The organism is Dactylosporangium roseum, assembly GCF_025264685.1.
Taxonomy (GTDB): domain Bacteria; phylum Actinomycetota; class Actinomycetes; order Mycobacteriales; family Micromonosporaceae; genus Dactylosporangium; species Dactylosporangium roseum.
The window spans coordinates 7,373,670-7,389,923 of sequence record NZ_CP073721.1 but is presented as its reverse complement, the minus strand read 5'-3'; the positions used below and the strand labels follow the sequence as shown (position 1 = coordinate 7,389,923).

At 71.3% G+C, this 16,254-nt stretch carries 18 protein-coding genes and 1 pseudogene; all 19 read left to right on the top strand.

The features are described from left to right. Position 1 precedes the first annotated feature (1 nt). The 19 genes and pseudogenes from Drose_RS34720 to Drose_RS34625 all read left to right on the top strand — a co-directional run bounded on the left by Drose_RS34720 (position 2) and on the right by Drose_RS34625 (position 16,252). Positions 2-427 (top strand): hypothetical protein, encoded by a 426-nt coding sequence (locus tag Drose_RS34720; RefSeq protein ID WP_260725431.1) that lies wholly within the window; start codon positions 2-4, stop codon positions 425-427. Further along, entirely contained in the window at positions 424-2,649 is a 2,226-nt protein-coding gene (locus tag Drose_RS34715; protein WP_260725435.1) for a cell division protein FtsK, read from the top strand. The genes Drose_RS34720 and Drose_RS34715 overlap by 4 nt, the downstream gene beginning before the upstream one ends. A 141-nt stretch (positions 2,650-2,790) precedes the next feature. Further along, a complete protein-coding gene (locus tag Drose_RS34710; protein ID WP_260725430.1) occupies positions 2,791-3,039 on the top strand; it encodes a hypothetical protein in 249 nt (82 codons plus the stop codon). Then, entirely contained in the window at positions 3,036-3,560 is a 525-nt protein-coding gene (locus Drose_RS39245) for a hypothetical protein (protein ID WP_390891267.1), read from the top strand. The genes Drose_RS34710 and Drose_RS39245 overlap by 4 nt, the downstream gene beginning before the upstream one ends. Before the next feature lie 28 nt (positions 3,561-3,588). Next, a pseudogene (locus Drose_RS34695) lies at positions 3,589-5,542 on the top strand (DUF3987 domain-containing protein). A gap of 767 nt (positions 5,543-6,309) precedes the next feature. Then, positions 6,310-6,546 (top strand): DUF6284 family protein, encoded by a 237-nt coding sequence (locus Drose_RS34690; protein ID WP_343870190.1) that lies wholly within the window; start codon positions 6,310-6,312, stop codon positions 6,544-6,546. After that, complete coding sequence (locus Drose_RS34685; RefSeq protein ID WP_260725434.1) at positions 6,546-6,779, top strand: hypothetical protein; 234 nt, start codon at positions 6,546-6,548, stop codon at positions 6,777-6,779. The genes Drose_RS34690 and Drose_RS34685 overlap by 1 nt, the downstream gene beginning before the upstream one ends. Continuing rightward, a complete protein-coding gene (locus tag Drose_RS34680; protein ID WP_260725433.1) occupies positions 6,776-7,609 on the top strand; it encodes an ABC transporter permease in 834 nt (277 codons plus the stop codon). Before Drose_RS34685 ends, Drose_RS34680 begins: the two co-directional genes overlap by 4 nt. 89 nt (positions 7,610-7,698) lie before the next feature. Beyond that, positions 7,699-8,127, top strand: a complete 429-nt coding sequence (locus Drose_RS34675) for a DUF3307 domain-containing protein (RefSeq protein ID WP_260725432.1) — start codon at positions 7,699-7,701, stop codon at positions 8,125-8,127. A gap of 4 nt (positions 8,128-8,131) precedes the next feature. Then, a complete protein-coding gene (locus Drose_RS34670; RefSeq protein WP_260725431.1) occupies positions 8,132-8,557 on the top strand; it encodes a hypothetical protein in 426 nt (141 codons plus the stop codon). Then, the gene (locus Drose_RS34665) at positions 8,554-10,779 is read left to right on the top strand and encodes a cell division protein FtsK (RefSeq protein ID WP_260725435.1); all 2,226 of its coding nucleotides are present in this window, start codon (positions 8,554-8,556) and stop codon (positions 10,777-10,779) included. Before Drose_RS34670 ends, Drose_RS34665 begins: the two co-directional genes overlap by 4 nt. Before the next feature lie 141 nt (positions 10,780-10,920). Then, the gene (locus Drose_RS34660) at positions 10,921-11,169 is read left to right on the top strand and encodes a hypothetical protein (RefSeq protein WP_260725430.1); all 249 of its coding nucleotides are present in this window, start codon (positions 10,921-10,923) and stop codon (positions 11,167-11,169) included. Further along, on the top strand, positions 11,166-11,450 hold the full coding sequence (locus Drose_RS34655) for a hypothetical protein (protein ID WP_260725429.1): 285 nt from the start codon (positions 11,166-11,168) through the stop codon (positions 11,448-11,450). Before Drose_RS34660 ends, Drose_RS34655 begins: the two co-directional genes overlap by 4 nt. Further along, positions 11,447-11,689: a hypothetical protein gene (locus tag Drose_RS34650; protein ID WP_260725428.1), complete on the top strand. Its 243-nt coding sequence runs from the start codon at positions 11,447-11,449 to the stop codon at positions 11,687-11,689. Before Drose_RS34655 ends, Drose_RS34650 begins: the two co-directional genes overlap by 4 nt. Positions 11,690-11,717: 28 nt before the next feature. After that, positions 11,718-13,667 (top strand): DUF3987 domain-containing protein, encoded by a 1,950-nt coding sequence (locus Drose_RS34645; protein ID WP_260725427.1) that lies wholly within the window; start codon positions 11,718-11,720, stop codon positions 13,665-13,667. A gap of 767 nt (positions 13,668-14,434) precedes the next feature. Next, a complete protein-coding gene (locus tag Drose_RS34640) occupies positions 14,435-14,671 on the top strand; it encodes a DUF6284 family protein (protein WP_343870190.1) in 237 nt (78 codons plus the stop codon). After that, positions 14,671-14,904, top strand: coding sequence for a hypothetical protein (locus Drose_RS34635; RefSeq protein ID WP_260725434.1), 234 nt, complete (start codon positions 14,671-14,673; stop codon positions 14,902-14,904). The genes Drose_RS34640 and Drose_RS34635 overlap by 1 nt, the downstream gene beginning before the upstream one ends. Then, complete coding sequence (locus tag Drose_RS34630) at positions 14,901-15,734, top strand: ABC transporter permease (protein ID WP_260725433.1); 834 nt, start codon at positions 14,901-14,903, stop codon at positions 15,732-15,734. The genes Drose_RS34635 and Drose_RS34630 overlap by 4 nt, the downstream gene beginning before the upstream one ends. Before the next feature lie 89 nt (positions 15,735-15,823). Then, positions 15,824-16,252, top strand: a complete 429-nt coding sequence (locus Drose_RS34625) for a DUF3307 domain-containing protein (protein WP_260725432.1) — start codon at positions 15,824-15,826, stop codon at positions 16,250-16,252. Positions 16,253-16,254: the final 2 nt, after the last annotated feature.

The window sequence follows — 16,254 nt, the reverse complement described above, 5'->3', positions numbered from 1 at the left end:
GGTGACCGCAACGCCGTTCTTCGCTGGCGATCCGCTGCTGCGGATGCTGACCGGCCTCAACCTGCCCGCCGACGACTTCGTGGTGTTCGGCTCTGGGCCGCTGCTGGCCCACGGGCTGCGCCGCGACCTCGGCGACCTGGACGTGGTCGCTCGGGGCGAGGCGTGGCGCCGGTTGGCTCGCTGGTGTCAGCCGACCCCCGCGCCGTCCGGGCACGGCCTCACGATCAGCCTCACCCTCGAAGTGGCCGACCGATGGCTGCCCGGGTGGGACACCGATCGCCTGATCGGCGCCGCTGAGCGCCACGCCGGGCTCCCGTTCGCCCCGCTGTCCGCCGTGCGAGCGAGCAAGGCGAGCACTGCCCGACCCAAGGACCACAACGACATCGCCCTGATTGACGCCATCACCACGACGGAGGACGCGGCATGAACGGCACCCCTGACCGAGATGACCCGAACGGGTTCGACTGGTCCAAGTACGAAGACGAGGTGACCGACGTTGCCGACGTGGTCGACCTGGGCGCGGCCCGCGCCCGCCGTGGCGCGCCGACGCCGGGCGACCCCGGCCGCGACGACGACCAGCCCGACGACCAGGCCGACGACGACGGTTACGACGCCGAGTCGGTTGACGACGGTCCCGGCCGCGATGGTGGGCTGGTCGACCGGGCCGACGACATCCCGGCCGAGGTGTTGCAGCGCCAGCAGCACCGCCGGCCGATCCTGGCCGACTGGGCGCGGTCCCGGCGGGCGTTCCGCGCCGCGCTGCGGCACAAGCTCAAGGACGTCGGTTACGTGGCCGCCTATCACGGGGTGCGGTTGCCGAAGTACGCCGCGAAAACCGCTGTGTGGGCGCCGGTGGGCCTGTTCCGGGGCACCGGGCGGGCGCTGCGCTGGGCCAGCGCCGAGGAGGGCAACTGGGCGCTTCGGCAGGCTGCCGCGCAGCGCGGCGACGCCGACGCGTGGCTGAAGCTTGACGCCCGCCGCCAACGCCAGTCCACGTGGCGGTGGTGGGTGCTGGGCGCGTCGGCCGCTGCGATGGCGGCCGGGGCGACTGTGGTCGCGCTCGGGCCGGAGTGGTGGCGCTACGCTGCCGCTGCTGTCGTCGTGCCGGTGTTGGCGCGGGTCGGTCGCCCGGCGGATAAGCCGCTCACCGATCGGGTGTCGGAGGGCACCCGCTACCGCAAGCTGACCGCCGAGCTGGTGCGCCGGGCGCTGACGTCGTTGCAGATGGCGGCCATCAACTCTGCCGTGGCCAAGGACTCGAAGGCGATCAGTTTCCCGGTCGACATCCACCGCGACGGGCCGGGGCACCTGGCCGTGGTCGACCTGCCGTACGGGGTGGAGGCGTCCGAGGTGGTCGCCCGGCGGGGCAAGCTCGCCTCGGCGATGCGGCTGCCGCTGGATCAGGTGTGGCCGGAACCGGCGCCGGGACACACCGGCCGCCTCGCGTTGTGGGTCGGCTACGAACCGGCCTCGGCGATGAAACAACCCGCGTGGCCGCTGCTGTCGGCGTCGGCGAAGGTCGACGTGTTTAAGACGTTCCCGTTCGCGACCACGCCGCGCCTCGACGCGGTCGGCATCGACCTGATGTTCCGCAACTACCTCTTCGGCGGTCAGCCCGGCTCGGGTAAGACGTTCGCACTGCGGGATCTGATCCTGGCCGCCGCCCTCGACGCCCGGGTGGAGATCCGAGGCTATGAGCTCAAGGGCGTCGGTGACTTCGCCGTCCTGTCGCCGGTGATGGCGGAGTACGGCAACGGCTTCGACGACGACACATTGGCCCGGTGCTTCGCGTTCATCGAGTGGCTGTACGAGGAGTGCCGCCGCCGCTCCAAGCGCATCGAGCACTACGCCAAGCTGGGCAAGGCGCCGGAGAACAAGGTGACGCCGGAGTTGGCGTCCCTCAAGGGTTCCGGGCTGCACCCGCTCGTGGCGTGGTTCGATGAGCTGCAAGAGCTGATGACGTCCAAGTACGGCAAGGACGCCGGGGAGATCCTGGAGAAGGTCATCAAGCTCGGCCGCGCCCTGGGCGTCATCATCCTGATCGGGACGCAGATCCCGGACAAGGACAACCTGCCGACCGGCATCACCCGCAACGTGAACTCCCGGTTCTGCCTGTCGGTGGCCGACCAGACCGCCAACGACATGATTCTCGGGACGTCGGCGTACAAGAACGGCTACCGGGCCACGGTGTTTCAGCCGGTGGTGGAGGCCGGGTGGGGCATCCTGGCCGGGTTCGGCAAGCCGTCGCCGGTGCGGTCGTTCTACGTCGACACCACCGCTGCCGAGCGCATCGTGGCCCGCGCGGTCGCGCTGCGCACCGGCGCCGGGACGCTGCCCAACCCCGAGGAGCAGACCCGCGACACGGCACCGGCGTTCGACCTGCTCGGCGACCTCGCCCGCATCTGGCCGGCAGGGGAGAAGGCGGCGTGGAACGAGACGCTGTGTGCCCTGCTCGCCGAGCTGCGCCCCGACGTCTACGCCGGGTGGGAGCCCGCGCAACTGTCGACGGCGCTCAAGCCGCACGGTGCGGTGAAGGTCGGCGACGTCGGCCGCCGCATCGACGGCAAGGCCACCACCCGGCGCGGCATCAAGCACGCCGACCTCCTCACCGCGATTGCGGAGCGTGACCGGAAGCAGCGTAGCGACTGACCCCGCCGGGGGTGCTAGCGCTAGCGGCCAGCCCTGCTAGCGCTAGCACCCCCGCTAGCACCGAAACCGATCATCCACCTGGGCTCTAGCGGATAGCAGCCCACGGCCTTTCACGCCCGAAAACCGGCCCTGGAGGCACTTGTGGACCCCCAAACGAAGGCCACTATCACGCTCGTCCTGCTCACCGTCGCTGTCACGCTCGGTTACGCCCTCGCGTGCTGGGTGTGGCCGTTCAAGGCCTGCGGCCGCTGCGACGGCACCGGCAAGCGCCGCTCCCCGACCGGCCGCGCGTTCCGGCTTTGCCGCCGCTGCGGTGGTTCGGGCCGCCGCCTGCGCGCCGGTCGCTGGATCTACAACCACCTGTCCAACACCCGCCGGGACGCCCGATGAACCGCAACCCGAAGCGGCACCCCGACTGGTGCGCCCGCGGGCACCGCTGCGGCCTCGGCGAGCACCGCGCCGACCCGCTGACCATCGCCATCCCCGGCCACGGCCGCGCCACCCTCACCCGCGTACGCGGCGCGGACGGGCGGGAGCACGCCGAGGTGCGGCTCACCGTCGCACTGGCCGACGCCGAGCCGTGGCGCGCGGGTGCAGCTCCTCGGCGTCGCCACCGACCTGCGCGCCCTGATCGATCGCGCCACCCGCGCCGGTCGGCGGTGGGCCGCATGAGCACACGGCTGGACTGGCGCCGCAACCACGTGAACTGGAACCCCAAGCCCTGCCACATCTGCGGACGTCCCGCGCTGATGTGCGACGAACGCGACGTGCCCTGCCATCTGGTGTGCGCGCAAGCCGAAGCGGACGCGCCGACCGACCAGAGCAGCAACGGCGATGCACCTCTTGCCGTCGTGGTCGACCTGCCCATCCCGCCGGTCGTCGACCTGTCTACCCGTCGCCGGATCGCATGATCCGTGACCGTTCTTTGAGGAGCGATCCATGAGCCGAACGACGCACGATCTGGCCGCTGAGCAGGCCCGTGATCGGTGCGGTACTGCTCGCCTCGGACGTGCTCGGCGACCTGGCCGTCACGCTCGCCCCCGGGCGGACTTCCACCGCCCGGACCACGCCGCGCTGTGGGAAACCGCTGCTCGGCCTGCACGCGGCCGGACGCCCGATCGACGCCGTCGCCGTGGCCGCACACCTCGCCGAGGCGGGCGACCTGGCCAAGGTCGGCGGCGCCGCCTACCTGCACACACTCATGCGGGCCGTGCCGAGCGTGGCCAACGCCGGGCACTACGCCGCGATCGTGGCCGACCACGCCCGGCGCCGTCACGTGGTCGACCTCGGCGCCCAGCTCGCCGACCTGGCCACCTCCGGCGCCGACGTCACCGACGTCGTCGCCGCCGGGCGAGCGATGCTCGACACCGCCACCGCGGGCGGGTGGCCAACGCTGATCCCGATCGGCACCGGGCGGCACCTGCCCGCGTTCCCGGCCGAGGTGCTGCCCGACTGGGTCGCCGAAATGGTCTACGCCGTCGCGGAGTTCACCCAAACACCGCTCGACCTGCCCGGCAGCATCGCCCTCGCCGCGCTGTCCACGGCCGCCGGTGGCCGCGCCGAGGTGGAGGTACGCGGCTCCTGGCGGGAACCAACGAACCTGTTCACCGTCGTTGTACTACCGCCCGGTTCCCGCAAGTCGGCGGTGTTCTCCGCGATGACCGGGCCACTGCTCGGCGCTGAGCGGGCGCTGGTGGAGCGGACCAAGCCGGTCATCGTGGAGGCCGAGCTGGCCGCGCGGGTGGCGGGCAAGGCCGCCGACCGGGCCGCCAACGCGGCAGCGAACGCCGACGTGTCCGGCCGTGACACGCTGCTCGCGGAGGCGACCGCCGCCGCGATGCAGGCCGACGCGGTCACCGTCCCCGTGCTGCCGCAGTTGGTCGCCGACGACGTGACGAGCGAGGCAGCAGCGTCGCTGCTGGCCGCGCAGGGCGGCCGTCTGGCGGTGCTGTCCCCGGAGGGCGGCATCTTCGCCACCATCGCCGGGCGCTATTCCGGCACGCCCAACCTGGAGGTGTTCCTCAAGGGCCACGCCGGGGACATGATGCGCATCGGCCGGCAGAGCCGCGACGCCGAACACGTAGAGAAACCAGCGCTCACCCTCGGCCTGGCGGTACAGCCTGACGTGCTGCGCGACATCGCTGGCATGCCCGGCTTCCGTGGCCTCGGCCTGCTCGCCCGCATCCTGTTCTCGCTGCCGGAGAACACCGTGGGCCGCCGCAAGGTCGGCGCCGATCCGATACCCGCCGACGTGGCCACCACGTACGCGGAGAACCTGACCGCGCTGGTGCTGTCCCTCGCGGAGTGGACCGACCCGGCCGTGCTGCCCCTCACCGCCGAGGCCAACCAACGGGTGCTCGACATCGAGCGCACCGTCGAGCCGCGTCTCGCGCCGGGCGGGGCGTGGGGACACATCGTGGACTGGGGCAGCAAGTACACCGGCGCCGTCGTCCGGCTCGCCGGGCTGATCCACCTCGCCGAACACCTGCGCGACGGGTGGGGCAAGCCGATCAGCGCCGACACCATCGACCGCGCCGCCCTGCTCGGCGACTACTTCGCCGCGCACGCCCTGGCCGCGTTCGACGACATGGGCGCCGACCCGGCCACCCGCAACGCCCGCACCGTGCTGGCCTGGATCGAACGCACCGGCAGCACCGCGTTCACCAAACGGGAACTGTTCCGCGCGGTAAAGACCGCCCAGCTCGCCACCGTCGCCGACCTCGACTCCGCGCTTGACGTGCTCGACGCACACGGCTACCTGCGCCTACTGGAGCCACCGGCGCGTACCGCCAAGGGCGGACGGCCACCGTCGCCGAGCTACCTCGTGCACCCCGAGGTACACCGTCCCGCCGCCACAGTCCACGCCATCGACGCGGCACGACGAACGGCGTGAGGCCACTGACAGAACTGACAGAACTGACACAACCCCATCCCGGCCGAGGTTCTGTCAGTTCTGTCAGTTCTGTCACCCGCATCTCGCGGCGCTCAGCGACCACGCCAGCCGACAGGCCGACCGCCTCGGAGCCCCTTAGGCCGACCGACGCTTAGGAAGACATAGACATGCGTAAGATCTTGCCTCTGCGGCCCTCTCAGACCCCCTCCCAAACGCCCGTAGACGTTCCGCCCGCCCGTAACCAGCCGGAGGACCCCCCGCGCTCGGCGGGCGGTCAGCGTCGATCTCAGCGCCCCGTACGCATCGATAGGGAGCCGCGATCCGTGGGCCGCCGAGAGTTCCTGACCCTTGCCGACTTCCTCGCCGAGCTGGACGGGCATGGCAGAGCCACGAGGTGTGTGCACTCCTCGTTTCTACGCCGCACCCCGAAGACTGTCTAGTCAATCTAGGCAAACCTCTTGACGCGGCGCCGACGCGGCCCTCAATATCGATGGCAGGCAGATTTTCTAGTCAATCTAGACAATCGAACTCCCGGCCGGGGGTCGTGGGAATGGCTGCATCTCCGTGTGGCGCGCCCGTGATCCGCCGTGTCCGCAAGGTTTTTGAGAATTGAAAACGGCCGCACCTCCATTGAAAAGGTTGCACCGCAAGGGTTTTGACCCTCGCACCCAAATTTAGCCCCGCTGTAACGGGCTTCACACAACGATTCCCGCCCGACCTAGGGTCTATCTCGGCCGGGCGGTCGTCTCGATCTCACAGGAGAGACCGTGAACCACGAACGTGACGAACCGACCGCCGCCGACCTGGCGGCGATTGAGGCGGAGATGCCGCTGATCGAGGCGGAGATGACCCTGCTCGACGCCGAGATCAGGGTCATCACCGCCGAGCCCGAACCGACCGCGCTGGACTGGCGCCGGATGCGCCGCGCTGAGGCGCTCGTGCGCCGGGAATTGGTCAAGCTGCACGCCACCCGCACCACCCCGGCCCCGGCGCGGGCCGCCTGATGAACACGCCCCGTCTGCCCTGCCCGCTCGCCGAGCGGTGCGAGTCCTGCGACGACACCACCGACCTCGACGTCTACGAGGCGGAAACCTTGGTCGGCGTGACGTGCCTGACCCTGTGCCGCATCTGCGCCGAGGACGAGTGCACGCCCCCGCTCGACCTGCCCAGCGCGGTCCACCGGGCGCTGATCCACCGCGAGCACCTGGCCACTACCCCGAATGGAGACACGACGTGACCACCGCTATCGCCTCCAGTGCCTACCCCGCTCCGATCGAGGCCCTGTTGCCCGAGGCCCGCAAGCTCGCCGAGCGGCTCGGCGAGATTCCGTCGCGCAACGCGCTCATGAAGGAGTTCAGGATCGGCGCGCCGAAGGCCAACGCGGTCCGGGAGGCGCTCGCCGACGAGCGCGCCGAGATTCCCGCGCCGCGCTCGCTGCGCGCCGTGCCGGACCTGGCGCCGCAGGACGACCCCACCGAGGACGCCGCCGGGCCTGCCGCGCCGGTGGAGGCGCCGCCGGTCGCTGAGGCGCCGGAGCTTGCGCCGCTGGCCACGGGTGCCGGACACCCGGAAACCAACATCACCACCGCCCCGGCCGCCGATGTCGTCCCGGCCGCGCCGCCCGTGAAGGTGCCCGCCCGGCGCAAGCCGCGCTCGTGGCCGGTGTGGGTCCTGGCGCTGCCCGCGTTCGTGGCCATCTGGTCCGGGTGGGTCGGCCTGGGTGAGCTGACCGGGTTCGGGGTGGTTCACCCGCTGCCCGGGATCGCGGACGGGTTCTCCATCAACACCGCGATCACGCTGCCGATCGGTGTCGAGACGTACGCCGCGTACGCCCTGGCGGTGTGGCTGTCCGGCGCCTACAGCAAGGCGGTGCGGGCGTTCGCCCGCTGGTCGGCGATCGGCTCCCTGATCTTCGGCGCGGCCGGGCAGATCGCCTACCACCTGATGACCGCCGCCGGGATCACCAACGCCCCGTGGTGGATCACCACCGCCGTTGCCTGCCTGCCCGTGGCCGTGCTCGGCATGGGCGCCGCCCTGGCCCACCTGATCCACGCCGACCACGAGTAGCACCGCCCGGTGCGCGGCCCCCAGCCCTGGAAAGCACGGCCGCGCACCGGTCCCCCATCCCTCCAACAGGAAGTCGGGAGATCCCCATCATGGCAAGTTCCACGGACGCTGGCACCCTCGCCGCTGTCTTTGTCGCCCTCTACGCCGCACACCAGGTCGCCGACCACTGGGTGCAGACCCAGCACCAGGCCGACCACAAGGCTGACCCCGGCTGGCGCGGTCACCTCGCCTGCGCTGCGCACGTGGCCACCTACACCGCGACCGCTGTCGCCGCGCTCATCCTGGCCGTGGCCGTGACCGGTCTGAGCCTGCACCTGGGCTGGACCGCTGCCGGGTTGGCGGTGTCGGCGGTGACGCACCACATCGCCGACCGGCGGGTGCCGCTGCGTCGGATGGCCGACGCGTTGCGCAAGTCGCCGGGATGGCTGGAACGCGGCGGCGGCCTCTACGCCCTCGACCAGGCATGGCACGTCGGCTGGTTGTTCATCGCTGCTCTGCTCATCACGATCGGTGGGTGACCCGGTGACCGCAACGCCGTTCTTCGCTGGCGATCCGCTGCTGCGGATGCTGACCGGCCTCAACCTGCCCGCCGACGACTTCGTGGTGTTCGGCTCTGGGCCGCTGCTGGCCCACGGGCTGCGCCGCGACCTCGGCGACCTGGACGTGGTCGCTCGGGGCGAGGCGTGGCGCCGGTTGGCTCGCTGGTGTCAGCCGACCCCCGCGCCGTCCGGGCACGGCCTCACGATCAGCCTCACCCTCGAAGTGGCCGACCGATGGCTGCCCGGGTGGGACACCGATCGCCTGATCGGCGCCGCTGAGCGCCACGCCGGGCTCCCGTTCGCCCCGCTGTCCGCCGTGCGAGCGAGCAAGGCGAGCACTGCCCGACCCAAGGACCACAACGACATCGCCCTGATTGACGCCATCACCACGACGGAGGACGCGGCATGAACGGCACCCCTGACCGAGATGACCCGAACGGGTTCGACTGGTCCAAGTACGAAGACGAGGTGACCGACGTTGCCGACGTGGTCGACCTGGGCGCGGCCCGCGCCCGCCGTGGCGCGCCGACGCCGGGCGACCCCGGCCGCGACGACGACCAGCCCGACGACCAGGCCGACGACGACGGTTACGACGCCGAGTCGGTTGACGACGGTCCCGGCCGCGATGGTGGGCTGGTCGACCGGGCCGACGACATCCCGGCCGAGGTGTTGCAGCGCCAGCAGCACCGCCGGCCGATCCTGGCCGACTGGGCGCGGTCCCGGCGGGCGTTCCGCGCCGCGCTGCGGCACAAGCTCAAGGACGTCGGTTACGTGGCCGCCTATCACGGGGTGCGGTTGCCGAAGTACGCCGCGAAAACCGCTGTGTGGGCGCCGGTGGGCCTGTTCCGGGGCACCGGGCGGGCGCTGCGCTGGGCCAGCGCCGAGGAGGGCAACTGGGCGCTTCGGCAGGCTGCCGCGCAGCGCGGCGACGCCGACGCGTGGCTGAAGCTTGACGCCCGCCGCCAACGCCAGTCCACGTGGCGGTGGTGGGTGCTGGGCGCGTCGGCCGCTGCGATGGCGGCCGGGGCGACTGTGGTCGCGCTCGGGCCGGAGTGGTGGCGCTACGCTGCCGCTGCTGTCGTCGTGCCGGTGTTGGCGCGGGTCGGTCGCCCGGCGGATAAGCCGCTCACCGATCGGGTGTCGGAGGGCACCCGCTACCGCAAGCTGACCGCCGAGCTGGTGCGCCGGGCGCTGACGTCGTTGCAGATGGCGGCCATCAACTCTGCCGTGGCCAAGGACTCGAAGGCGATCAGTTTCCCGGTCGACATCCACCGCGACGGGCCGGGGCACCTGGCCGTGGTCGACCTGCCGTACGGGGTGGAGGCGTCCGAGGTGGTCGCCCGGCGGGGCAAGCTCGCCTCGGCGATGCGGCTGCCGCTGGATCAGGTGTGGCCGGAACCGGCGCCGGGACACACCGGCCGCCTCGCGTTGTGGGTCGGCTACGAACCGGCCTCGGCGATGAAACAACCCGCGTGGCCGCTGCTGTCGGCGTCGGCGAAGGTCGACGTGTTTAAGACGTTCCCGTTCGCGACCACGCCGCGCCTCGACGCGGTCGGCATCGACCTGATGTTCCGCAACTACCTCTTCGGCGGTCAGCCCGGCTCGGGTAAGACGTTCGCACTGCGGGATCTGATCCTGGCCGCCGCCCTCGACGCCCGGGTGGAGATCCGAGGCTATGAGCTCAAGGGCGTCGGTGACTTCGCCGTCCTGTCGCCGGTGATGGCGGAGTACGGCAACGGCTTCGACGACGACACATTGGCCCGGTGCTTCGCGTTCATCGAGTGGCTGTACGAGGAGTGCCGCCGCCGCTCCAAGCGCATCGAGCACTACGCCAAGCTGGGCAAGGCGCCGGAGAACAAGGTGACGCCGGAGTTGGCGTCCCTCAAGGGTTCCGGGCTGCACCCGCTCGTGGCGTGGTTCGATGAGCTGCAAGAGCTGATGACGTCCAAGTACGGCAAGGACGCCGGGGAGATCCTGGAGAAGGTCATCAAGCTCGGCCGCGCCCTGGGCGTCATCATCCTGATCGGGACGCAGATCCCGGACAAGGACAACCTGCCGACCGGCATCACCCGCAACGTGAACTCCCGGTTCTGCCTGTCGGTGGCCGACCAGACCGCCAACGACATGATTCTCGGGACGTCGGCGTACAAGAACGGCTACCGGGCCACGGTGTTTCAGCCGGTGGTGGAGGCCGGGTGGGGCATCCTGGCCGGGTTCGGCAAGCCGTCGCCGGTGCGGTCGTTCTACGTCGACACCACCGCTGCCGAGCGCATCGTGGCCCGCGCGGTCGCGCTGCGCACCGGCGCCGGGACGCTGCCCAACCCCGAGGAGCAGACCCGCGACACGGCACCGGCGTTCGACCTGCTCGGCGACCTCGCCCGCATCTGGCCGGCAGGGGAGAAGGCGGCGTGGAACGAGACGCTGTGTGCCCTGCTCGCCGAGCTGCGCCCCGACGTCTACGCCGGGTGGGAGCCCGCGCAACTGTCGACGGCGCTCAAGCCGCACGGTGCGGTGAAGGTCGGCGACGTCGGCCGCCGCATCGACGGCAAGGCCACCACCCGGCGCGGCATCAAGCACGCCGACCTCCTCACCGCGATTGCGGAGCGTGACCGGAAGCAGCGTAGCGACTGACCCCGCCGGGGGTGCTAGCGCTAGCGGCCAGCCCTGCTAGCGCTAGCACCCCCGCTAGCACCGAAACCGATCATCCACCTGGGCTCTAGCGGATAGCAGCCCACGGCCTTTCACGCCCGAAAACCGGCCCTGGAGGCACTTGTGGACCCCCAAACGAAGGCCACTATCACGCTCGTCCTGCTCACCGTCGCTGTCACGCTCGGTTACGCCCTCGCGTGCTGGGTGTGGCCGTTCAAGGCCTGCGGCCGCTGCGACGGCACCGGCAAGCGCCGCTCCCCGACCGGCCGCGCGTTCCGGCTTTGCCGCCGCTGCGGTGGTTCGGGCCGCCGCCTGCGCGCCGGTCGCTGGATCTACAACCACCTGTCCAACACCCGCCGGGACGCCCGATGAACCGCAACCCGAAGCGGCACCCCGACTGGTGCGCCCGCGGGCACCGCTGCGGCCTCGGCGAGCACCGCGCCGACCCGCTGACCATCGCCATCCCCGGCCACGGCCGCGCCACCCTCACCCGCGTACGCGGCGCGGACGGGCGGGAGCACGCCGAGGTGCGGCTCACCGTCGCACTGGCCGACGCCGAGCCGTGCGCGCGGGTGCAGCTCCTCGGCGTCGCCACCGACCTGCGCGCCCTGATCGATCGCGCCACCCGCGCCGGTCGGCGGTGGGCCGCATGAGCACACGGCTGGACTGGCGCCGCAACCACGTGAACTGGAACCCCAAGCCCTGCCACATCTGCGGACGTCCCGCGCTGATGTGCGACGAACGCGACGTGCCCTGCCATCTGGTGTGCGCGCAAGCCGAAGCGGACGCGCCGACCGACCAGAGCAGCAACGGCGATGCACCTCTTGCCGTCGTGGTCGACCTGCCCATCCCGCCGGTCGTCGACCTGTCTACCCGTCGCCGGATCGCATGATCCGTGACCGTTCTTTGAGGAGCGATCCATGAGCCGAACGACGCACGATCTGGCCGCTGAGCAGGCCGTGATCGGTGCGGTACTGCTCGCCTCGGACGTGCTCGGCGACCTGGCCGTCACGCTCGCCCCGGGCGACTTCCACCGCCCGGACCACGCCGCGCTGTGGGAAACGCTGCTCGGCCTGCACGCGGCCGGACGCCCGATCGACGCCGTCGCCGTGGCCGCACACCTCGCCGAGGCGGGCGACCTGGCCAAGGTCGGCGGCGCCGCCTACCTGCACACACTCATGCGGGCCGTGCCGAGCGTGGCCAACGCCGGGCACTACGCCGCGATCGTGGCCGACCACGCCCGGCGCCGTCACGTGGTCGACCTCGGCGCCCAGCTCGCCGACCTGGCCACCTCCGGCGCCGACGTCACCGACGTCGTCGCCGCCGGGCGAGCGATGCTCGACACCGCCACCGCGGGCGGGTGGCCAACGCTGATCCCGATCGGCACCGGGCGGCACCTGCCCGCGTTCCCGGCCGAGGTGCTGCCCGACTGGGTCGCCGAAATGGTCTACGCCGTCGCGGAGTTCACCCAAACACCGCTCGACCTGCCCGGCAGCATCGCCCTCGCCGCGCTGTCCACGGCCGCCGGTGGCCGCGCCGAGGTGGAGGTACGCGGCTCCTGGCGGGAACCAACGAACCTGTTCACCGTCGTTGTACTACCGCCCGGTTCCCGCAAGTCGGCGGTGTTCTCCGCGATGACCGGGCCACTGCTCGGCGCTGAGCGGGCGCTGGTGGAGCGGACCAAGCCGGTCATCGTGGAGGCCGAGCTGGCCGCGCGGGTGGCGGGCAAGGCCGCCGACCGGGCCGCCAACGCGGCAGCGAACGCCGACGTGTCCGGCCGTGACACGCTGCTCGCGGAGGCGACCGCCGCCGCGATGCAGGCCGACGCGGTCACCGTCCCCGTGCTGCCGCAGTTGGTCGCCGACGACGTGACGAGCGAGGCAGCAGCGTCGCTGCTGGCCGCGCAGGGCGGCCGTCTGGCGGTGCTGTCCCCGGAGGGCGGCATCTTCGCCACCATCGCCGGGCGCTATTCCGGCACGCCCAACCTGGAGGTGTTCCTCAAGGGCCACGCCGGGGACATGATGCGCATCGGCCGGCAGAGCCGCGACGCCGAACACGTAGAGAAACCAGCGCTCACCCTCGGCCTGGCGGTACAGCCTGACGTGCTGCGCGACATCGCTGGCATGCCCGGCTTCCGTGGCCTCGGCCTGCTCGCCCGCATCCTGTTCTCGCTGCCGGAGAACACCGTGGGCCGCCGCAAGGTCGGCGCCGATCCGATACCCGCCGACGTGGCCACCACGTACGCGGAGAACCTGACCGCGCTGGTGCTGTCCCTCGCGGAGTGGACCGACCCGGCCGTGCTGCCCCTCACCGCCGAGGCCAACCAACGGGTGCTCGACATCGAGCGCACCGTCGAGCCGCGTCTCGCGCCGGGCGGGGCGTGGGGACACATCGTGGACTGGGGCAGCAAGTACACCGGCGCCGTCGTCCGGCTCGCCGGGCTGATCCACCTCGCCGAACACCTGCGCGACGGGTGGGGCAAGCCGATCAGCGCCGACACCATCGACCGCGCCGCCCTGCTCGGCGACTACTTCGCCGCGCACGCCCTGGCCGCGTTCGACGACATGGGCGCCGACCCGGCCACCCGCAACGCCCGCACCGTGCTGGCCTGGATCGAACGCACCGGCAGCACCGCGTTCACCAAACGGGAACTGTTCCGCGCGGTAAAGACCGCCCAGCTCGCCACCGTCGCCGACCTCGACTCCGCGCTTGACGTGCTCGACGCACACGGCTACCTGCGCCTACTGGAGCCACCGGCGCGTACCGCCAAGGGCGGACGGCCACCGTCGCCGAGCTACCTCGTGCACCCCGAGGTACACCGTCCCGCCGCCACAGTCCACGCCATCGACGCGGCACGACGAACGGCGTGAGGCCACTGACAGAACTGACAGAACTGACACAACCCCATCCCGGCCGAGGTTCTGTCAGTTCTGTCAGTTCTGTCACCCGCATCTCGCGGCGCTCAGCGACCACGCCAGCCGACAGGCCGACCGCCTCGGAGCCCCTTAGGCCGACCGACGCTTAGGAAGACATAGACATGCGTAAGATCTTGCCTCTGCGGCCCTCTCAGACCCCCTCCCAAACGCCCGTAGACGTTCCGCCCGCCCGTAACCAGCCGGAGGACCCCCCGCGCTCGGCGGGCGGTCAGCGTCGATCTCAGCGCCCCGTACGCATCGATAGGGAGCCGCGATCCGTGGGCCGCCGAGAGTTCCTGACCCTTGCCGACTTCCTCGCCGAGCTGGACGGGCATGGCAGAGCCACGAGGTGTGTGCACTCCTCGTTTCTACGCCGCACCCCGAAGACTGTCTAGTCAATCTAGGCAAACCTCTTGACGCGGCGCCGACGCGGCCCTCAATATCGATGGCAGGCAGATTTTCTAGTCAATCTAGACAATCGAACTCCCGGCCGGGGGTCGTGGGAATGGCTGCATCTCCGTGTGGCGCGCCCGTGATCCGCCGTGTCCGCAAGGTTTTTGAGAATTGAAAACGGCCGCACCTCCATTGAAAAGGTTGCACCGCAAGGGTTTTGACCCTCGCACCCAAATTTAGCCCCGCTGTAACGGGCTTCACACAACGATTCCCGCCCGACCTAGGGTCTATCTCGGCCGGGCGGTCGTCTCGATCTCACAGGAGAGACCGTGAACCACGAACGTGACGAACCGACCGCCGCCGACCTGGCGGCGATTGAGGCGGAGATGCCGCTGATCGAGGCGGAGATGACCCTGCTCGACGCCGAGATCAGGGTCATCACCGCCGAGCCCGAACCGACCGCGCTGGACTGGCGCCGGATGCGCCGCGCTGAGGCGCTCGTGCGCCGGGAATTGGTCAAGCTGCACGCCACCCGCACCACCCCGGCCCCGGCGCGGGCCGCCTGATGAACACGCCCCGTCTGCCCTGCCCGCTCGCCGAGCGGTGCGAGTCCTGCGACGACACCACCGACCTCGACGTCTACGAGGCGGAAACCTTGGTCGGCGTGACGTGCCTGACCCTGTGCCGCATCTGCGCCGAGGACGAGTGCACGCCCCCGCTCGACCTGCCCAGCGCGGTCCACCGGGCGCTGATCCACCGCGAGCACCTGGCCACTACCCCGAATGGAGACACGACGTGACCACCGCTATCGCCTCCAGTGCCTACCCCGCTCCGATCGAGGCCCTGTTGCCCGAGGCCCGCAAGCTCGCCGAGCGGCTCGGCGAGATTCCGTCGCGCAACGCGCTCATGAAGGAGTTCAGGATCGGCGCGCCGAAGGCCAACGCGGTCCGGGAGGCGCTCGCCGACGAGCGCGCCGAGATTCCCGCGCCGCGCTCGCTGCGCGCCGTGCCGGACCTGGCGCCGCAGGACGACCCCACCGAGGACGCCGCCGGGCCTGCCGCGCCGGTGGAGGCGCCGCCGGTCGCTGAGGCGCCGGAGCTTGCGCCGCTGGCCACGGGTGCCGGACACCCGGAAACCAACATCACCACCGCCCCGGCCGCCGATGTCGTCCCGGCCGCGCCGCCCGTGAAGGTGCCCGCCCGGCGCAAGCCGCGCTCGTGGCCGGTGTGGGTCCTGGCGCTGCCCGCGTTCGTGGCCATCTGGTCCGGGTGGGTCGGCCTGGGTGAGCTGACCGGGTTCGGGGTGGTTCACCCGCTGCCCGGGATCGCGGACGGGTTCTCCATCAACACCGCGATCACGCTGCCGATCGGTGTCGAGACGTACGCCGCGTACGCCCTGGCGGTGTGGCTGTCCGGCGCCTACAGCAAGGCGGTGCGGGCGTTCGCCCGCTGGTCGGCGATCGGCTCCCTGATCTTCGGCGCGGCCGGGCAGATCGCCTACCACCTGATGACCGCCGCCGGGATCACCAACGCCCCGTGGTGGATCACCACCGCCGTTGCCTGCCTGCCCGTGGCCGTGCTCGGCATGGGCGCCGCCCTGGCCCACCTGATCCACGCCGACCACGAGTAGCACCGCCCGGTGCGCGGCCCCCAGCCCTGGAAAGCACGGCCGCGCACCGGTCCCCCATCCCTCCAACAGGAAGTCGGGAGATCCCCATCATGGCAAGTTCCACGGACGCTGGCACCCTCGCCGCTGTCTTTGTCGCCCTCTACGCCGCACACCAGGTCGCCGACCACTGGGTGCAGACCCAGCACCAGGCCGACCACAAGGCTGACCCCGGCTGGCGCGGTCACCTCGCCTGCGCTGCGCACGTGGCCACCTACACCGCGACCGCTGTCGCCGCGCTCATCCTGGCCGTGGCCGTGACCGGTCTGAGCCTGCACCTGGGCTGGACCGCTGCCGGGTTGGCGGTGTCGGCGGTGACGCACCACATCGCCGACCGGCGGGTGCCGCTGCGTCGGATGGCCGACGCGTTGCGCAAGTCGCCGGGATGGCTGGAACGCGGCGGCGGCCTCTACGCCCTCGACCAGGCATGGCACGTCGGCTGGTTGTTCATCGCTGCTCTGCTCATCACGATCGGTGGGTGACC

Bases quoted from the DNA above. Each gene is read 5' to 3' on its own strand.
- Drose_RS34715 (WP_260725435.1), top strand. From the start codon at position 424: ATGAACGGCACCCCTGACCGAGATGACCCGAACGGGTTCGACTGGTCC.
- Drose_RS34650 (WP_260725428.1), top strand. From the start codon at position 11,447: ATGAGCACACGGCTGGACTGGCGCCGCAACCACGTGAACTGGAACCCC.
- Drose_RS34635 (WP_260725434.1), top strand. From the start codon at position 14,671: ATGAACACGCCCCGTCTGCCCTGCCCGCTCGCCGAGCGGTGCGAGTCC.
- Drose_RS34655 (WP_260725429.1), top strand. From the start codon at position 11,166: ATGAACCGCAACCCGAAGCGGCACCCCGACTGGTGCGCCCGCGGGCAC.
- Drose_RS34665 (WP_260725435.1), top strand. From the start codon at position 8,554: ATGAACGGCACCCCTGACCGAGATGACCCGAACGGGTTCGACTGGTCC.
- Drose_RS34645 (WP_260725427.1), top strand. From the start codon at position 11,718: ATGAGCCGAACGACGCACGATCTGGCCGCTGAGCAGGCCGTGATCGGT.
- Drose_RS34625 (WP_260725432.1), top strand. From the start codon at position 15,824: ATGGCAAGTTCCACGGACGCTGGCACCCTCGCCGCTGTCTTTGTCGCC.
- Drose_RS39245 (WP_390891267.1), top strand. From the start codon at position 3,036: ATGAACCGCAACCCGAAGCGGCACCCCGACTGGTGCGCCCGCGGGCAC.
- Drose_RS34675 (WP_260725432.1), top strand. From the start codon at position 7,699: ATGGCAAGTTCCACGGACGCTGGCACCCTCGCCGCTGTCTTTGTCGCC.
- Drose_RS34685 (WP_260725434.1), top strand. From the start codon at position 6,546: ATGAACACGCCCCGTCTGCCCTGCCCGCTCGCCGAGCGGTGCGAGTCC.